The 17,245-nt window shown below is 71.7% G+C and carries 14 protein-coding genes; 1 reads left to right on the top strand and 13 read right to left on the bottom strand.

The genetic code is table 11. The features are described 5' to 3' along the window. Window positions 1–373: 373 nt before the first annotated feature. From ABZ873_RS25145 to ABZ873_RS25090, 12 genes are all read right to left on the bottom strand, one after another. Window positions 374–1,153, bottom strand: a complete 780-nt coding sequence (locus ABZ873_RS25145; RefSeq protein ID WP_360875975.1) for a TIGR03936 family radical SAM-associated protein — start codon at window positions 1,151–1,153, stop codon at window positions 374–376. Between the two features lie 127 nt (window positions 1,154–1,280). Next, the gene (locus tag ABZ873_RS25140) at window positions 1,281–2,159 is read right to left on the bottom strand and encodes a hypothetical protein (RefSeq protein ID WP_360875973.1); all 879 of its coding nucleotides are present in this window, start codon (window positions 2,157–2,159) and stop codon (window positions 1,281–1,283) included. A gap of 75 nt (window positions 2,160–2,234) precedes the next feature. After that, window positions 2,235–4,160 (bottom strand): TIGR03960 family B12-binding radical SAM protein, encoded by a 1,926-nt coding sequence (locus ABZ873_RS25135; RefSeq protein ID WP_360875971.1) that lies wholly within the window; start codon window positions 4,158–4,160, stop codon window positions 2,235–2,237. A gap of 76 nt (window positions 4,161–4,236) precedes the next feature. Further along, window positions 4,237–5,754, bottom strand: coding sequence for a CYTH and CHAD domain-containing protein (locus ABZ873_RS25130; protein ID WP_360875969.1), 1,518 nt, complete (start codon window positions 5,752–5,754; stop codon window positions 4,237–4,239). 49 nt (window positions 5,755–5,803) lie between these two features. Further along, window positions 5,804–7,003: a rod shape-determining protein RodA gene (gene rodA / locus ABZ873_RS25125; RefSeq protein ID WP_360875967.1), complete on the bottom strand. Its 1,200-nt coding sequence runs from the start codon at window positions 7,001–7,003 to the stop codon at window positions 5,804–5,806. Window positions 7,004–7,017: 14 nt separating this feature from the next. Beyond that, window positions 7,018–9,198, bottom strand: coding sequence for a penicillin-binding protein 2 (gene mrdA / locus ABZ873_RS25120; RefSeq protein WP_360875965.1), 2,181 nt, complete (start codon window positions 9,196–9,198; stop codon window positions 7,018–7,020). A gap of 13 nt (window positions 9,199–9,211) precedes the next feature. Next, window positions 9,212–9,919, bottom strand: a complete 708-nt coding sequence (mreD, locus tag ABZ873_RS25115) for a rod shape-determining protein MreD (protein ID WP_360875963.1) — start codon at window positions 9,917–9,919, stop codon at window positions 9,212–9,214. Window positions 9,920–9,930: 11 nt separating this feature from the next. Continuing rightward, window positions 9,931–10,878: a rod shape-determining protein MreC gene (mreC, locus tag ABZ873_RS25110; protein ID WP_360875961.1), complete on the bottom strand. Its 948-nt coding sequence runs from the start codon at window positions 10,876–10,878 to the stop codon at window positions 9,931–9,933. 141 nt (window positions 10,879–11,019) lie between these two features. After that, window positions 11,020–12,039 carry a rod shape-determining protein gene (locus ABZ873_RS25105; RefSeq protein ID WP_030008578.1) on the bottom strand — a complete coding sequence of 340 codons (1,020 nt, stop codon included), beginning with the start codon at window positions 12,037–12,039 and terminating at the stop codon, window positions 11,020–11,022. A 296-nt stretch (window positions 12,040–12,335) separates the two neighbouring features. Continuing rightward, a complete protein-coding gene (gene ndk / locus ABZ873_RS25100) occupies window positions 12,336–12,746 on the bottom strand; it encodes a nucleoside-diphosphate kinase (protein ID WP_360875959.1) in 411 nt (136 codons plus the stop codon). 104 nt (window positions 12,747–12,850) lie between these two features. Then, window positions 12,851–13,210: a DUF4233 domain-containing protein gene (locus ABZ873_RS25095; RefSeq protein ID WP_360875957.1), complete on the bottom strand. Its 360-nt coding sequence runs from the start codon at window positions 13,208–13,210 to the stop codon at window positions 12,851–12,853. A gap of 2 nt (window positions 13,211–13,212) precedes the next feature. Next, window positions 13,213–14,670 carry a folylpolyglutamate synthase/dihydrofolate synthase family protein gene (locus tag ABZ873_RS25090; protein ID WP_360875979.1) on the bottom strand — a complete coding sequence of 486 codons (1,458 nt, stop codon included), beginning with the start codon at window positions 14,668–14,670 and terminating at the stop codon, window positions 13,213–13,215. Between the two features lie 210 nt (window positions 14,671–14,880). Between ABZ873_RS25090 and ABZ873_RS25085 the strand changes: the two genes are divergently transcribed. Continuing rightward, the gene (locus ABZ873_RS25085) at window positions 14,881–15,933 is read left to right on the top strand and encodes a rod shape-determining protein (RefSeq protein ID WP_360875955.1); all 1,053 of its coding nucleotides are present in this window, start codon (window positions 14,881–14,883) and stop codon (window positions 15,931–15,933) included. On the opposite strand, the gene ABZ873_RS25080 is transcribed toward ABZ873_RS25085, so the two are convergent. After that, window positions 15,930–17,078 (bottom strand): histidine kinase, encoded by a 1,149-nt coding sequence (locus ABZ873_RS25080; RefSeq protein ID WP_360875953.1) that lies wholly within the window; start codon window positions 17,076–17,078, stop codon window positions 15,930–15,932. The two genes, ABZ873_RS25085 and ABZ873_RS25080, sit on opposite strands and share 4 nt — an antisense overlap. Between the last annotated feature and the right edge of the window lie 167 nt (window positions 17,079–17,245).

Raw genomic sequence — 17,245 nt, 5'->3', positions numbered from 1 at the left:
CTGGCCCCAGGAGCGGCCGGAGGAGCCGTCAGCCTTCCGATGAGCCGGCCGGGACCGGAGCGGTGCGGGCGGGCTCGGCGGGCGGGGCCGGGGGCTGCCGTTGTCGGCGGGGGCGGTGGTGTCGTTCTCGTGGTTGGGCATTGCGGGCGGTTCTCCCGTCACGCTCCCGGGCGCCGCGGCTGACATCCGGTCCGGCACGGCTCCGCGAGGGACGCGGAGCCGGCCTCCGGGGCGCGTTCGCCACACGGGAGCTGTAGTCCATGGCCGCCGGTTCCGTACGTGTGGACGTACGGCCTGGCGGAAGTCTTCAGGTCTGTGCGCGGCCCGACCCAGGTGGCTCCCGAGTACCAGGGCTGCGCGACGACGACGATCCCTACGCGGCGGGACCTTCGGACGCCTTCGCGTCGGCAGGTACGGCGGCCGTGGGTGTGGCGGTCGTATCAGCGTCGCGGTCGGGCGCGAGCGGGTCGGTCACCGTGCCGGACTCCTCGTCGAAGAGCCCCTGCGCCAGCCTGGTCACCGCTGAGGGGACCGGCGGCGCCAGGTCGGCCACAGCTCGGAGACCGGACAGGACGTCGTCGGGTCGTACGGCAGGTGTCAGATGCCGAACAACCAGCCGCAGTATCGCACAAGCATTGTCCAGCGGCCTATCAGCCGGCGCGGGAAGCGCTGCGAGGCTGACGACGGCGCCGCGGGTGTCGAAGGTGCGCATGCCGTTCTTGGTCCGGCGCTGCACCTCGACGGTCTCGGCGGCGAGGAAGAGCTCCACCGCCCGCTCGGCCTCGGCGAGCTCCACGCCGTCCAGGCGCAGCTCCCACACGGAGGCGGTGAGCCGGTCCGCGAGGCCGGAGGTGCGGGCCTCGACGGCGTCGACGATGTCCAGCCCGGCGGGCATCGACTCGTCGAGCAGCTTGCACAGGGTCTCGGGGTCGCGGGACGCGGCGAGGCCGATCTCCAGGTACTCGGCCTCGCTGCCGGTGCCGGTCGGGGCGGCGTTCGCGTACGAGACGCGCGGGTGGGGGGTGAAGCCCGCCGAGTAGGCCATGGGCACCTCGGCCCGGCGCAGGGCGCGCTCGAAGGCGCGCTGGAAGTCTCGGTGGCTGGTGAACCGGAGGCGGCCGCGCTTGGTGTAGCGCAGTCGGATGCGCTGCACCACCGGTGCCGGGGGCGGGCCTTCGGGCTGTCGCTTGCCCAGTGGTTCTTCTCCTTGTGCGGGGCTCCGCGTCTCGCGCGTCGCCCTGAGCGTCTGGGGGCCGGCGGGCCACGCACGCGCCCCCGGTTCACCCCTGCCGGTCGCGGAGGGAGATCTCGGGGGCGGGCGTGTTGCCCGCGGCTGTCGTACTACCCAGAGTACGCGCCCGTGACCTCCCCGGTTCCACGGGAGGAGTACCGAAGAGCGCGCGCCTGACGGCGGCCCGTGCCTCCCGGACGGCGCCGCGGGCCGTACGCCACACCTCGCGCGCCGCGTGCCCGAGGGGGGTGAGGAGGTACCGGTAGACCTGCGCGGCGGGCCACCCGACCAGCACCCACCCGACCCACTTGCCCCCGCGCCACAGCAGGCCGAGGAGCAGCCCGGCCACGTGCCAGGCCCAGGCGAGGAGCCTCCCGGCAGGGGTGAGGACGTAGCGGTACAGGCCCACGCCGACGGGCCGCAGGAGGTAGCGGTAGCAGCGGATCACCAGCCAGGCGAGGGCGTGCCCGACCGGGGTGAGGAGGTGGCGGTAGGCCGCCGAGGCGAGCCGGGCGAGGCCCCGGCCGGCCCAGGCCAGCGCGGTCCCGAGCGGGCGCAGCAGGTACGCGGCCAGGAACCGGCCGGCCGGGCTCAGCAGATGGGCGTGCAGCCCTCGTCCCACCCAGGCCAGCGCCCGCCCGGCCGGGAGGAGCAGGTAGCGCCACAGGCCGACCCACGGCCAGACGAGGAACAGCTTGAACAGGAAGGTCAGCAGCCGTCCGAGCCCCCGCAGCACCGGCGCGAGGACATGGGTGTACAGCGGCCCGAGGACGTGCCGGTGCGCGGCCCGGCCCAGGGTGGTGAGCAGTTCCCAGACCACGCGTACGGGCAGTACGACGAGCACCGCGACGATCTTCACCGGGATCCTGATGAAGGCCGCCAGGCATCCGTCGCCGCCGCCGGCCGGAGGCCGTGTGTCCATGTCCATGCCGACAAGGACACAGCAGAGGCCCCCGCCCGTTGCGGGCGGGGGCCTCTCGTGACCCAAGGGTTACGTGACCTGCTACTTCACGACCGACAGCGGCAGCAGCTTCTTGCCGGTGGGGCCGATCTGGATCTCGGTCTGCATCTGGGGGCACACGCCGCAGTCGAAGCAGGGCGTCCAGCGGCAGTCGTCGACCTCGGTCTCGTCGAGGGCGTCCTGCCAGTCCTCCCAGAGCCAGTCCTTGTCGAGACCGGAGTCCAGGTGGTCCCAGGGCAGGACCTCCTCGTAGGTGCGCTCGCGGGTGGTGTACCAGGCCACGTCCACGCCGTACTCGGGCAGCGCCTTCTCGGCCGCCCGCATCCAGCGGTCGTAGGAGAAGTGCTCGCGCCAGCCGTCGAAGCGGCCGCCGTCCTCGTAGACGGCGCGGATGACGTCGCCGATGCGGCGGTCGCCGCGCGAGAGCAGGCCCTCGACGATGCCGGGCTTGCCGTCGTGGTAGCGGAAGCCGATGGAGCGGCCGTACTTCTTGTCGCCGCGGATCTTGTCCCGGAGCTTGCCCAGGCGGGCGTCCGTCTCCTCGGCGGAGAGCTGGGGGGCCCACTGGAAGGGGGTGTGCGGCTTGGGCACGAACCCGCCGATGGACACCGTGCAGCGGATGTCGTTCTGGCCGGAGACCTCGCGGCCCTTGGCGATCACGTTGACCGCCATGTCACCGATCTGGAGGACGTCCTCGTCGGTCTCGGTGGGCAGTCCGCACATGAAGTACAGCTTCACCTGGCGCCAGCCGTTGCCGTAGGCGGTGGCGACGGTGCGAATCAGGTCCTCCTCCGAGACCATCTTGTTGATGACCTTGCGCATGCGCTCGGAGCCGCCCTCGGGGGCGAAGGTGAGGCCGGAGCGGCGGCCGTTGCGGGTCAGCTCGTTGGCCAGGTCCACGTTGAAGGCGTCCACGCGGGTGGACGGCAGGGAGAGGCCGACCTTGTCCTCGGAGTAGCGGTCCGCGAGGCCCTTGGCGATATCGGCGATCTCGGTGTGGTCGGCGGAGGACAGCGAGAGCAGGCCGACCTCCTCGAAGCCGGTGGCCTTGAGGCCCTTCTCCACCATTTCGCCGATGCCGGTGATGCTTCGCTCCCGTACGGGGCGCGTGATCATGCCGGCCTGGCAGAAACGGCAGCCGCGGGTGCAGCCGCGGAAGATCTCCACGGACATGCGCTCGTGGACGGTCTCGGCGAGGGGGACGAGGGGCTGCTTGGGGTAGGGCCACTCGTCGAGGTCCATGACGGTGTGCTTCGACACGCGCCACGGCACGCCGGAGCGGTTCGGCACGACGCGGCCGATGCGGCCGTCCGGCAGGTACTCGACGTCGTAGAAGCCGGGGACGTAGACGTTGCCGGTCTTGGCGAGGCGGAGCAGGACCTCCTCGCGCCCGCCCGGCCGGCCCTCGGCCTTCCAGGCGCGGATGATCTCGGTCATGTCGAGCACGGCCTGCTCGCCGTCGCCGATGACCGCGCAGTCGATGAACTCCGCGATGGGCTCCGGGTTGAAGGCCGCGTGGCCGCCCGCGAGGACGATCGGGTGGTCCACCGCGCGGTTCCGGGCCTCCAGCGGGATGCCCGCGAGGTCCAGGGCCGTGAGCATGTTGGTGTAGCCCAGCTCCGTGGAGAAGGACAGGCCGAACACGTCGAAGGCGGAGACGGGGCGGTGGCTGTCCACGGTGAACTGCGGCACCTTGTGCTCGCGCATCAGCTCTTCGAGGTCGGGCCACACGCTGTACGTGCGCTCGGCGAGCACGCCCTCGCGCTCGTTCAGTACCTCGTACAGGATCATGACGCCCTGGTTGGGCAGCCCGACTTCGTATGCGTCCGGGTACATGAGCGCCCAGCGGACGTCGCAGCTGTCCCACTCCTTGACCGTGGAGTTGAGTTCACCGCCGACGTACTGGATGGGCTTCTGCACGTGCGGAAGCAGGGCCTCAAGCTGAGGGAAGACCGACTCGGTCATCACGCGACTTTCGTGAAGCGGGCAGGGGGCAGCTATCAAGCGTACCCCGCGGCCCCGGCCGCCCCCACCCGCGTGATCACTACAGCGCCGTGCGCAGGGCCGGGCCGGACGCCTTGGCCCACAGGGCCGGGAGTTCCTGCTCGTAGCGCTCGGCGATGGCCTCCTCCCGGGCGTACAGCACGCCCCAGGTGAAGGACGTCTCCCCCGCCCCGGCCGCCTGGTCGGCGATGCCGCGCAGGGCGTCGCGCGCGACCACGCTGTCCTGGTGGTCCCCGAGCAGGCCCTGCACCTTCTTCACGGCCTTGGCCAGGCGCCGGGCGGGCTTGCCGAGGGCGGGTGCGGCGGAGTCCGCCGCGTAGCGCAGGCGCTTGGACGCCTTGCGGGCCTCGTGCAGGGCGAGGTCGCGTTCGTGGCCGGCGTCGAGGGAGAGGGCGGTGTCGATGCGGGTGGCGAGGCGGGCGTAGTCGCGGAGGACGGCCTTGCGCAGGACCTTGTGCGGGGAGCCGGCGGCGGCCTTGAGCAGCGGGGGCCCGGCCAGCAGGGCGTCGAGGGCGTCGAGCAGGGCCACGTAGCGGCCGCTGTCGAGGGCGGCGAGGGCCTGGCGGCGGGAGCGGGAGCGGCGGGCGGTGTTCCAGGTGCGCAGGCGGCCGCGGACCGGGCCGGCGACCAGCGCGCGGTCGGTCTCGCCGAGGCGGGTGCGGAGCCGTTCGAGCAGGACCTCCTGGTCGCGGTCGACGCCGAGTTCGGCGGCGAGCCAGCGCAGTTCCTCGCCGAGGGGGTCGGTGGCGGTCCGGTCCAGCACCTTGCGGTAGGTCTTGAAGGCGCTGCGGAGCCGGCGGGTGGCGACCCGCATCTGGTGCACGGCGTCGGGCAGGTCCCGCCGCACGGCCGGGTCCTGGGCGACCAGGGCGTCGCGCTGTTCCCGGAGGTACGCGAGCACGTGCGCGCCCGCGCTGTCCCCGGGCAGGTCGGCCGCGTGCCGGGCCGGGGGCTCGGCGGAGGTCTCCCGGAGGGCGCGGGCCAGTTTGGAGGGGGCGTCGGAGACCTGGAGCCCGGCTTTGCGGAACGCCTTCTCCACGGCGTCGAGCAGCTCGGGGTCGGCGCCGTCGGCGAGTTCCACCTCGACCTCGGTCCAGGCGGCGGTGGCGTCGCCGCGCTCGGCCAGGACCTCGTCGGTGCTCAGTTCGGCGAGGAGGGCTCCGTCGGCGTCGAGCAGATGGCTGACGCGGCGCGAGGAGACGAGCCGGACCTGCGGCTGGAGCGCGGAGTCGCGGACGCGGGAGCGGACGAGGGCGGCGAGGTCGGGCGGGACGCTGTCGCTCAGGCCGGCGCCGACCTCGTCCCGCACCCCCGGGGAGACGGGCAGTTTGAGGTGCCAGCCCGCGTCGGCGCCGCCCGTGCGGCGCCGCAGGGTGAGCCCGTCGGCGGCGAGCCGCTGGTCGGGGGTGTCGTAGTAGACGGCGTCGAGGTCGACGGTGCCCTGGTCGGAGACGGCCGCGATGCCGGCCGTCCCCGTCAGGTCCGGTACGCCGCGCCGGGCGGCCTTGGCCTTGGAGAACTCGAATTTACGCTCGATTTCACGCTTTGTGTCCGCCATGCTCCGAACTTAAGCCTGAACGGACCGCATCGGCAGGGTGAACGCGGGATCAGGCCGACAATGGCCGCTGCACCTTGATCGACTGCAGCAGTCCTACCGCTATCCAGACGGCGAACATCGAGGATCCGCCGTACGAGACGAACGGCAGCGGCAGACCGGCCACCGGCATGATCCCGAGGGTCATCCCGATGTTCTCGAAGGACTGGAAGCCGAACCAGGCGATGATGCCCGCGCACACGATGGTCCCGTAGAGCTCGGTGGTCTCCCGGGCGATCATGCAGGCCCGCCACAGGATGATGCCGAGCAGCACCAGGATCAGGCCCGCGCCGAGGAAGCCCAGCTCCTCCCCCGCCACCGTGAACACGAAGTCCGTCTGCTGCTCCGGCACGAACTGTCCGGTGGTCTGCGAGCCCTTGAAGAGCCCGGAGCCGGTCAGCCCGCCGGAGCCGATGGCGATGCGCGCCTGGTTGGTGTTGTAGCCGACGCCCGCCGGGTCGAGCTCGGGGTTGGCGAAGGCGGCGAAGCGGTTGATCTGGTACTCGTCCAGGACGCCCAGCTGCCATATCAGGACGGCACCGGCCACGCCGGAACCGAGCAGCCCCAGCACCCAGCGGTTGGAGGCGCCCGAGCCGAGCAGCACGCCGAGCACGATGACGACCATGACCATGACGGAGCCGAGGTCGGGCATCAGCATGACGATGCCCATGGGGGCGGCGGCCAGGCACAGGGCCTTGACCACCGTGCGGTGGTCCGGATGGGTGAGGTCACCCGCGTCCACCCTGGTGGCCAGCAGCACCGCCATCACCAGGATGATCGTGATCTTCACGAACTCGGAGGGCTGGAGGGAGAAGCCGCCGCCGATCACGATCCACGCGTGGGCGCCGTTGATGGTGGCGCCGAGCGGGGTCAGCACGGCCAGGATCAGCAGCAGCGAGAGCCCGTAGAGCACCGGCACGGCGCCGCGCAGGGTGCGGTGGCCGAGCCAGATCGTGCCGACCATCAGCACCAGGCCGATGCCGGTGTTGAGGGCGTGCCGGAAGAGGAAGTAGTACGGGTCGCCCTGGTTCAGCTGCGTCCTGTTGCGGGTCGCCGACCACACGAGCAGGGCGCCGAGCAGGGACAGGGCGAGCGCGGAGAGGAGTATCGGCCAGTCGAGCCGGCGCACGACGGAGTCGCGGGCGGTCAGCCTGGCCACCGCCCCGCGCTCGGGCGCGTACCGGGAGACGGAGAACTTGTTGGCGGTCTGCATGTCGGTTTCGGTCCTCAGTCCTGCCGTGCGGGGGGCGGGGCGGGCGGCCCGGCGAGAGCCGGCGGTTCCAGCTCCTCCGGGGACGGGGGCACGTACGGCCGGATCTCGGGTGAGTCGATGGAGCCGTCGGGGCGGATGGTGGGCAGCTTGGCCTGGGGGGCGGGCAGCAGGGCCCGCTTGGCGTCGTAGTTGCCCTCCATGTCGAGACCGTAGAGGGCGTTGTAGAGGTTGCGGACGGCGGGGCCCGAGGCGCCGGAGCCGGTGCCGCCCTGGGAGATCGTCATGACGATCGTGAAGTCCTTGGTGTAGGTCGCCAGCCAGGAGGTGGTCTGCTTGCCGTACACCTGGGCGGTACCGGTCTTCGCGTGCATCGGGATCTTGTCCTGCGGCCAGCCGCCGAAGCGCCACGCGGCGGTGCCACCGGGCTCGACGACCATCCGCAGGCCCCTGTCGAGGTCCGCGATGGTCTGCGCGCCGACCGGGAGCCGGCCGTGCGCCTGGGGCTTGATGGTCTCGATGTGCTTGCCGTCGGGGCTGATGATGGCCTTGCCGACGGTGGGGTTGTACAGGGTGCCGCCGTTGCTGATGGCGGAGTAGGCGGTGGCCATCTGGATGGGGGTCACGAGGACGTCGCCCTGGCCGATGGCGAAGTTGATGCTGTCGTACGCCTTGAGCTGGTTGCCTTCGAGGCAGCTCTCGTAGGCGATCTGCTGGACGTAGGTGCCGCCCCGCTTGCCCTGCTTGCACCAGGAGTTCTTGTTGGCCGCCCAGAAGCTCTGCTTCCACTGGCGGTCGGGGATGCGGCCCTTGACCTCGTTCGGCAGGTCGATGCCGGTCTCGGAGCCGAGGCCGAACTCGCGGGCCGTCCGGTAGAACCAGTCGTGGGCGTCCTTCTTGGGGCTGAGCCCGCCGTCCCGCTGCCACTCCTTGTGCCCGAGGGCGTAGAAGACGGTGTTGCAGGAGAACTTGAGCGCTTCGCCCAGGGTGATGGGGCCGTGCCCCTTGGACTCGAAGTTCGCGAAGCTGCGGCCGCCGAGGCTGTAGGAGCTGCTGCAGTTGTACTTGTCGTCGAACTTGTAGCCGGCGCGCACGGCGGCGCTCGCGGAGACCACCTTGAAGATGGAGCCGGCCGGGGCCATGCCCTGGATGGCCCGGTTGAGCAGCGGGTAGTTGGACTTCTTGCTGGTGAGCCGGGCGTAGTCGGCGCCGGAGATGCCGCCCACCCAGGCGTTGGGGTCGTAGTCGGGCTGGGAGGCCATCGCGACGACCCGGCCGGTCCTGGCCTCCATGACGACGACGGCGCCGGAGTCGGCCTCGTACTTGCGGCCGGTGATGTTGTCGGTCTCGTTGCGGACCACCTTCATCGCCGCGGCCAGCTCGTACTCGGCCACCGCCTGCACCCGCGCGTCGATGCTGGTGACCAGGGTGGAGCCGGGGATGCCCGCGTCGGACTTGGTCTGGCCCATGACGCGGCCGAGGTTGTCCACCTCGTAGGAGGTGACCTGGGCCTTGCCGCGCAGCTCCTTGTCGTAGGTGCGCTCGATGCCCGAGCGGCCGACCTGGTCGGAGCGCAGGTGCGGGGAGGCGGTGTCCTTGGCCTTCTGGATCTCGTCGTCGGTGACCGGGGAGAGGTAGCCGAGGACCTGCGAGGTACGGGCGCCCCCGGGCGCGGTGTAGCGGCGTACGGCGGTGGGCTCGGCGGTGATGCCGGGGAAGTCCTCGGGGCGCTCGCGCAGCTGGAGGGCCTGCTGCGTGGTGGCTTCGAGGGTGACCGGGATCGGCTGGTAGGGGGAACCGTTCCAGCAGGGCTTGGGGGTCTTGGAGTCGCAGAGCCGGACCTTGTCCATGACCTCCTTGGGGGTCATGTCCAGGACGTCGGCGAGGCGGGTCATGACGGCCTTGCCCTTGTCCTTCATCTTCATCAGCTTGGTGCGGCTCGCGGAGACCACCAGCCGGGTCTCGTTGTCGGCGAGGGCGACCCCGCGGGCGTCGAGGATCGAGCCGCGCACGGCCGGCTGGACCACCCGCTGGACGTGGTTGCTCTTGGCCTCGTGGTAGTACTCCGCGCCGTTGCGGATCTGGAGGTACCAGAGCCGGCCGCCGAGGGTGATCAGCATGGAGAGGACGAGGACCTGCATGATGACGAGCCTGATCTGCACCCGGGGGGTGCGGCCGGTCTCCGGACCGTTGGTCATCCCTGCTCCTCCCTCACAGCTTCTTGACGCTCTTCACACCCTTGAACGGCTTGACGCCCTTTATGCGGCCGGCCTTGTTGGCCCGGGACCGCGCGGTCTTCATACGGAGTCCCCCGCGCTGGCTGCCGATCCGCAGCCCGGTGCCCCCGGCGAGCCAGCCGGCGGAGACGTCGGCGGCCTTGTTGGCGGGGCCGCCGCCGGCCTCGACGGCCATCGGGTCGTTCTCGGCGCGCCGGGCGAGGGCCATGATGAACGGCACGGTGAACGGCGCGAGCAGCAGGTCGTACAGGGTGGCCGTGAACAGCAGCCCCACCAGGCCCACGTGGCGGGCGGCGGTGTCCCCGACGAGGGCGCCGACACCCGCGTAGAGCAGGGTGGAGCCGATCGCGGCGGCGACGACGGTCAGCATCGGGCCCCAGGCGGAGCGGAAGCGGCCGCTGTCGGGGCGGGCCAGGCCGACCAGGTAGCCGATGACGCACAGGACGAGCGCGTACCGGCCGGCGGCGTGGTCGGCGGGCGGGGCCAGGTCGGCGAGCAGGCCGGCGGCGAAGCCGATGAGGGCTCCGCTGACGTGCCCGTACACCAGCGCGAGGGCCACCACGGTGAGCAGCAGCAGGTCCGGGACGGCTCCGGGCAGTTGGAGCCGGCCCAGGACGGTGACCTGGACGACGAGGGCGACCACGACGAGCGTGGCCGAGAGCAGGATCCGGTTGAAGCGCATGCGGGGTGCTCCTACTCGTCTGCCGGCTTGGAGGGCACGCCGGCGCTTCCGGACGGGGTGACCGTGACCGTGACCGTCGGGGTGGGCTTGGGGGCCTCGGGCTTCGGCGGCAGGACGGCGTCGCGCGGGTCCTCGCGCGGCGGCATCACCACGACGCCGACGATGTCCAGCCGGGAGAATCCGACGAACGGACGCACCCAGACGGTGCGGGTCAGGTCGCCCCGCGAGGGGTCGACCTTGACGACCTCGCCGATCGGCACGCCGGGCACGAAGGGCTTGTTGCCGCGCGAGCCGAAGGTGACGAGCCGGTCGCCGGGGCTGACCTTGGCCTTGCCGTTGAGCATCTGCACGGACAGGGCGCGGTCGCCCTGGCCGGTGGCGAAGCCGAGTTCGCCGGTCTTCTCCAGGCGGGTGCCGACGGTGAAGTCGGGGTCGTTGGCGAGGACGACGGTGGCGGTGTCGGGGCCGACCGTGGTGACCCGGCCGACGAGCCCGTCGCCGTTGAGCACGGTCATGTCCCGCTCGATGCCGTCCTTGCTGCCCGCGTCGATGGTGACGGTCCAGGAGAAGCCCTGGGCCGCTCCTATGGCGATGACCTCGGCACCCTTGATGCCGTACTGGCCCGCGCCGGCCCGCTTGAGCATCTCGTCGAGCTCGCGGATACGGCTGCGGGTCTGGTCCTCGCTGCCGAGCTTGGCCTTGAGCGCGGCGTTCTCGCGCTCCAGCGTGGCGATGCGGTTGTGCCGTTCGCCGGAGTCCCGGACCGCCCCTATGGCGTTGGCGACCGGGTCGACGGCGGTGGACATGCCCTTCTCGACCGGTCCGAAGACCGCGGCGGCGGCCTGTCGGGCACCGTCCACCGGCGACTCCTCGCCCGCCCTGATGTCCACCGTGATCAACGCGAACGCGATGGCGATCAGAAGCACCAGGAGCAGCCGGCTCTCTCGTGTGTCCCTCACGTGCGGCGGCCGTGCCTTCCTCGTCGGAATTCTTTTTGCCTGTATATCAACGATCCGCCGCACGGGCCCGGTAGCACCCGTACGGCGGATCCTTGTGTTCCGCTTGTCCCTTCCGGCCGGTTCCGGCGGGAAGGGGGCGTGTCAGCGCCGGGGCTGGGCGTCGAGGACCTGCTGCAGTGCCTCGAACTCCTCGACGCACTTGCCGGAGCCGAGCGCGACGGAGTCGAGCGGGTCCTCGGCGATGTGGATGGGCATGCCCGTCTCGCGGCGCAGCCGCTCGTCGAGCCCGCGGAGCAGGGCGCCGCCGCCGGTGAGCACGATGCCGCGGTCCATGATGTCGCCGGAGAGCTCCGGCGGGCACTTGTCGAGCGTGGTCTTGACCGCGTCGACGATGGAGTTGACCGGCTCCTCGATGGCCTTGCGCACCTCGGCGGCCGAGATGACGACCGTCTTGGGCAGGCCCGAGACGAGGTCGCGGCCGCGGATCTCGGTGTGCTCGTCCTTGTCGAGGTCGTAGGCCGAACCGATGGTGATCTTGATCTGCTCGGCCGTGCGCTCACCGAGGAGGAGCGAGTACTCCTTCTTGATGTGCTGGATGATCGCGTTGTCGAGCTCGTCGCCGGCCACCCGGATGGACTGTGCCGTGACGATTCCGCCGAGGGAGATGACGGCGACCTCGGTGGTGCCGCCGCCGATGTCCACGACCATGTTGCCGGTGGCCTCGTGGACGGGCAGGCCCGAGCCGATGGCGGCGGCCATGGGCTCTTCGATGATGTGCACCTGACGGGCGCCGGCCTGCGTGGACGCCTCGATGACGGCGCGGCGCTCGACTCCGGTGATACCGGAGGGTACGCAGACCACGACGCGGGGGCGGGCCAGGTAGCGGCGCTTGTGGATCTTGAGGATGAAGTACCGGAGCATACGCTCGGTGATCTCGAAGTCGGCGATCACGCCGTCCTTGAGGGGCCGTACGGCGACGATGTTGCCGGGTGTACGCCCGATCATCTTCTTCGCCTCGGAGCCGACCGCCAGGATGCCGCCGGTGTTCGTGTTGATGGCGACCACGGACGGCTCGTTCAGGACGATCCCCCGGCCCCTCACGTACACCAGCGTGTTGGCGGTCCCGAGGTCGATCGCCATGTCACGGCCGATGAACGACATGTTGTTCCCCTTGTTCCCCATGAGGAGCGTCTGGCCTTCCAGTTGATAGCGGCTGCTGTCAGGTCGGCGAGGTGGGTGTGTGGGTGGAGGCCCCATCGTAGTCACGGTTCTGCTGACACCGCGCGACGGGACTCCGGCAATCCCGCCGGATGGGATACCCGCCCCCTTACTGGTGACGACGTGTCCTGCCCAGGCGTTCCCCGCCGGCCCCGGAAATACCGTGGGGCGACCGAAATTACTTCGGTCGCCCCAGGTCATGAGCGCTATTCGGCTGATGTCGCGTCAGGAAAGGCGGTTCAGAGCGCGGGGAAGAACAGCTTGAGCTCGCGCGCGGCGGACTCCTCCGAGTCCGAGGCGTGGATCAGGTTCTCGCGCGTGATGGTGCCGAAGTCCCCCCGGATGGAGCCGGGCGCCGCGGCGATCGGGTCAGTGGGTCCGGCCAGCTGGCGGACACCCTCGATCACGCGTTCCCCTTCCACGACCAGGGCCACCACCGGGCCGCTGGACATGAAGCCCATCAGCGGCTCGTAGAAGACCTTGCCCTTGTGCTCGCCGTAGTGCGCCTCCAGGGTCTCCTCGTCCAGCGTGCGCAGCTCCAGCGCGGGGATGGTCCAGCCGGCCTTCCGCTCGATGCGGCCGATGATCTCGCCGACCAGGCCACGACGGACGGCGTCGGGCTTGAGCAGGACGAGGGTGCGCTGGGTCATGGTGCGGCTCCTTGCGGCATTCGGGTGCGGTAGGGCGAATCTACAGGGCCGTCCGGGTCCGTCCGCCCGGCCGGGTGCCCCGGCCGGGATCCGCCGGGCGGGCCCTACGCGGTGTCGGTCGCCGCCGGGGTCTCCTGGGAGGCCGCCCAGCGCTCCTTGATGGCGTCGATCCGGCGGCCGTAGTGCACCGAGCACCACCACAGGCCCGCGAAGACCGCGCCGAGGAAGAACATCGTCGGTACGAAGAACCCGCTCGCGATCAGGCCGATCTGCAGGGCCCAGCCCAGCTGCACCGCCCCCGGCCGCGACAGCATCCCGCACAGCAGCACCGACAGCAGCATGGAGATCCCGCACACCGTCCAGACCGTGGCCTGGGTCAGGTCCGGGTTCTTCATCGCCACCAGCCCCGCGAAGCCGATCACGAAGAACTCGCCGATCAGCGTGCTCGCACACAGCGTGCGCATCCTCAGCCCCTCTTCAGCAGCAGGCGGGCCTCGCCCACCGTGATCACGGAGCCGGTGACCAGCACACCGGCCCCTCCGTACTCGGCCTCTTCCTCCGCCAGGGTGATCGCCGCCTCCAGAGCGTCGTCCAGCCGCGGCTCGACCTGCACCCGGTCCGCGCCGAAGACCTCGACCGCGACCGACGCCAGCTGGTCCGCGCCCATCGAGCGGTGGCTGGAGTTCTCCGTCACCACCACCTCCGCGAAGAGCGGCTCGAACGCCTCCAGCACCCCGCGCACGTCCTTGTCCGCGCTCGCGGCGACCACGCCGATGAGCCGGCTGAACCCGAAGGACTCCGTCACCGCCTCCGCCGTGACCGCCGCGCCCGCCGGGTTGTGGGCCGCGTCCAGCACCACCGTGGGGCTGCGCCGTACGACCTCCATCCGGCCCGGGGAGGTCACCGAGGCGAACGCCTTGCGGACGGTCTCCACGTCCAGCACCCTCGCGTGCTCGCCGCCGATGCCGAAGAACGCCTCGACGGCGGCCAGCGCCACCGCCGCGTTGTGCGCCATGTGGGCCCCGTACAGCGGCAGGAAGATGCCCTCGTACTCGCCGCCGACCCCGCGCAGCGTCAGCTGCTGGCCGCCGACCGCGACCTCGCGCGCGACCACGCCGAACTCCATGCCCTCGCGGGCCACCGTCGCGTCGACCTCGACGGCCTTCTTGAGCAGCACCTGCGCCGCGTCCACCGGCTGCTGCGCGAGGATCACGGTGGCGTCCTGCTTGATGACGCCGCCCTTCTCCGTCGCGATCTCGCCGGGCGTGGAGCCGAGCCGGTCGGTGTGGTCCAGGCTGATCGGGGTGATCACGGCGACGGTGCCGTCGATGACGTTGGTCGCGTCCCAGCTGCCGCCCATGCCGACCTCGACCACCGCCACGTCCACGGGGGCGTCCGCGAAGGCCGCGTAGGCCATTCCGGTGAGCACCTCGAAGAAGGACAGCCGGAACTCCTCGGCCGCGTCGACCATCTCCACGTACGGCTTGATGTCCTGGTAGGTCTCGACGAAGCGCTCCGCCTCGATCGGCGCCCCGTCCAGGCTGATCCGCTCGGTGATCGACTGCACGTGCGGGCTGGTGTACCGGCCGGTGCGCAGCTCGAAGGCGTTCAGCAGGGCCTCGATCATGCGGGCCGTGCTGGTCTTGCCGTTGGTACCGGTGATGTGGATCGAGGGGTACGCGCGCTGCGGCTCGCCCAGGACGTCCATCAGCGCCGCGATCCGCGACACCGAAGGCTCCAGCTTGGTCTCGCCCCAGCGGGTGGCGAGCTCCTGCTCCACCTCCAGCAGCGCCGCGGCCACCTCGGGGTCGACGGGCCGGGCGGGCACCGGGTCGCCCTGCGGCGGTCCGGCCTGGGCACGCAGGGTGCGGCTGCCGGCCTCGATCACCGCCAGGTCCGGGTCGCGGTCGGATTCTTCCGCCACGATCCGGTCGAACTCGCCGAGGTCACCGGCGAGGGCGTCGGCGAGGGCGTCGTGGTCGTCGTGGTCGTGGTTCTCGGGCTGCTGGTCACTCACAGGGCCAGTCTACGGACGGCGGCCCGAAGGACTTTCGGCCCGGCCGTTTCGGGACCTTCGGCGCCGGAAGCGACCTGATCGTTATGCAAGCCTTGCGAGCAGCAGATTGGGGAGCAAATGCCGCAGGCCAGTACCAAGACGACAGCTGCCAGCCGCGACATAGGGATCGACCTGGGGACCGCGAACACCCTGGTCTACGCCCGGGGGCACGGGATCGTCCTCAATGAGCCGTCCGTGGTCGCCGTGAAGGCGGGCACCACCACCGCCCTCGCCGTCGGCACCGAGGCCAAGCGGACCCTCGGCCGCACCCCCGGCTCCATCACCGCGATCCGCCCCCTCAAGGACGGTGTGATCTGCGACTACGAGGCCGCCGAGGAGATGCTGAGGCATTTCGTCCGCAAGGCCGTGCCCGGCCGGCGCCCCCGCACCCGGATGGTGATCTGCGTGCCGTCCGGGGTCACCCCGGTGGAGCGGCGGGCCATCGTCCACGCCTCCACCCGGGCCGGAGCCAAGGCCGTCCACCTGATCGAGGAGCCGATGGCGGCGGCGATCGGCGCCGGACTGCCCGTCGCCGAGGCGCGCGGCTCGATGGTCGTGGACATCGGCGGCGGCACCTCCGAGGTCGCCGTCATCTCCCTGGGCGGCATCGTCGTCTCCCGCTCGCTGCGCGTCGGCGGCGACCGGCTCGACGCCGCGATCACCGAGTACGTACGCAAGGAGCACGCGCTGCTCATCGGGGAGCGCACCGCCGAGGACGCCAAGCTCGCCGTCGGCTCGGCCTGGCCGGTGCCGGACCGGCCGGAGCTGGAGGAGCGCACCTTCACCGTCCGGGGCCGCGAGCGGGTCGGCGGCATGCCGAGGACGCTCGCGCTGGGCGCCGCGGAGGTGCGGGCCGCGCTCGACGAGCCGGTGGAGGCGATCATCGCGGCCGTGCGCGCCACCCTGGAGGAGTGCCCGCCCGAGCTGTCCGGGGACGTGATGGAGCACGGCATCGTCCTCACCGGCGGCGGCGCCCTGCTGCCCGGCCTCGACCTGCGCATGGCCTCCGCCACCGGGATCCCGGTCTTCGTGGCCGACCAGCCGCTGGACTGCGTGGCCCTGGGCTCCGGCCGCTGCGTGGAGGACCTGGACACCCTGGACGGCCTGCTGGCCCCGGCCGCCCGGGCTTAGCCGCGCGGCAGGGTGGCGACCACGAGGTACGCGTCCTCCGTGCGGGTCGCCTCCAGGGTGCCGCCGAGGCTCCGGACCCGCTCGGCCATGCTCGCCGTACCGGAGCCCGCGGAGACGGGGGCCCGGCCCGGGATCCGGGACGGCAGGGCGTTGCCCACGGTGATCCTGAGCCGCGGGCCGTCCACCGTCACCGACACCTCGATGGTCTCGCCGTGCGCGTGCTTGGCCGCGTTGGTCAGACACTCCTGCACCACCCGGTACACCGCCGCCTGCCGCAGCGGGGACAGCTCGTACGCCTGCGGGTCCAGGTCCAGCCGCACGGGCGAACCGGCCCGTCCGCTCTCCTCGGCCAACGCCCGCAGCCCGTCCACGCCCGGGGTCGCGGCGCGCTCCCCGCGCTGCACGATGATCTCGTTGAGCACCAGGTGCGCCCGGCGCGCGGTGTCGGCCAGTTCCTCGAAGTCCGGGCCGTAGGCGCTCTCGCGCGCCCGCATCGACAGCACCTCGGAGCGCACCGTCAGCAGGGTCAGCTCCCGCCCCACGAAGTCGTGCACGTCACGGGCCACGGAGGTCCGCTCCTGCTGCACGGCGTGCAGTACGGCGGACTCGGCGCGCCGCGCGCTCAGCTCCCGCACCAGGTCGTGGCGGCAGGCGGCGATGCCCACCGCCGAGGCGAGCACCCCGATGGGCACGACCACGCTGAGGAACCCGCTCAGCGTCTCCCCGCGCGGGGCCGGCCAGTCCGGTACGCAGAACATGGCCAGCGCGAAGGCCACGTAGCCGAGGGTGGCGAGGATCCCGGCCCGGCGGCCCCGGAACCGGCCGACCGAGTACAGGGCGAACTGGATCAGCGTCAGCTCGTGCAGCCAGCCGATGAAGAGCAGCGCCGCCAGGTACGAGACCCAGGGCATCCGGCGCCGCACGAGCAGGGTCGCGCACCCGAGGGCCAGCACCACGGCGGCGGCGGGCCCGTTCAGCGAGTTGTCGGCGGCGGCCAGCCCGGGCAGGTCCAGCGCGGTCAGCGCCAGGCAGAACAGCGCGGTGAGCACGTCCAGCGCCCTCGGCGAACCGGACCGGCCGTCGGCGAACCGGCGTGCGGAGGCCGCCCACCGGCGGAGCGCCGGGGCGACGGGCTTGGCGTGCATGCCCTCCATCATCGGTGCTCGGTACCGCCGTTCGGGGGGCGGAGCAGCGGCAAATCCAGTGATGTAGGGCACTTCGGACAGGCCGGAGGTCCCCCCGGCGGACGGCACGGCCCACGGCGAGGGCCCCCGTACCGGCGATCCGGTGCGGGGGCCCTCGTACGCGCTCT

This window comes from Streptomyces sp. NPDC047014 (genome assembly GCF_040644195.1).
Classification (GTDB): Bacteria; Actinomycetota; Actinomycetes; order Streptomycetales; family Streptomycetaceae; genus Streptomyces.
The sequence above is the reverse complement of the archived record's forward strand: the minus strand, read 5'-3'. Positions and strand labels throughout refer to the sequence as shown.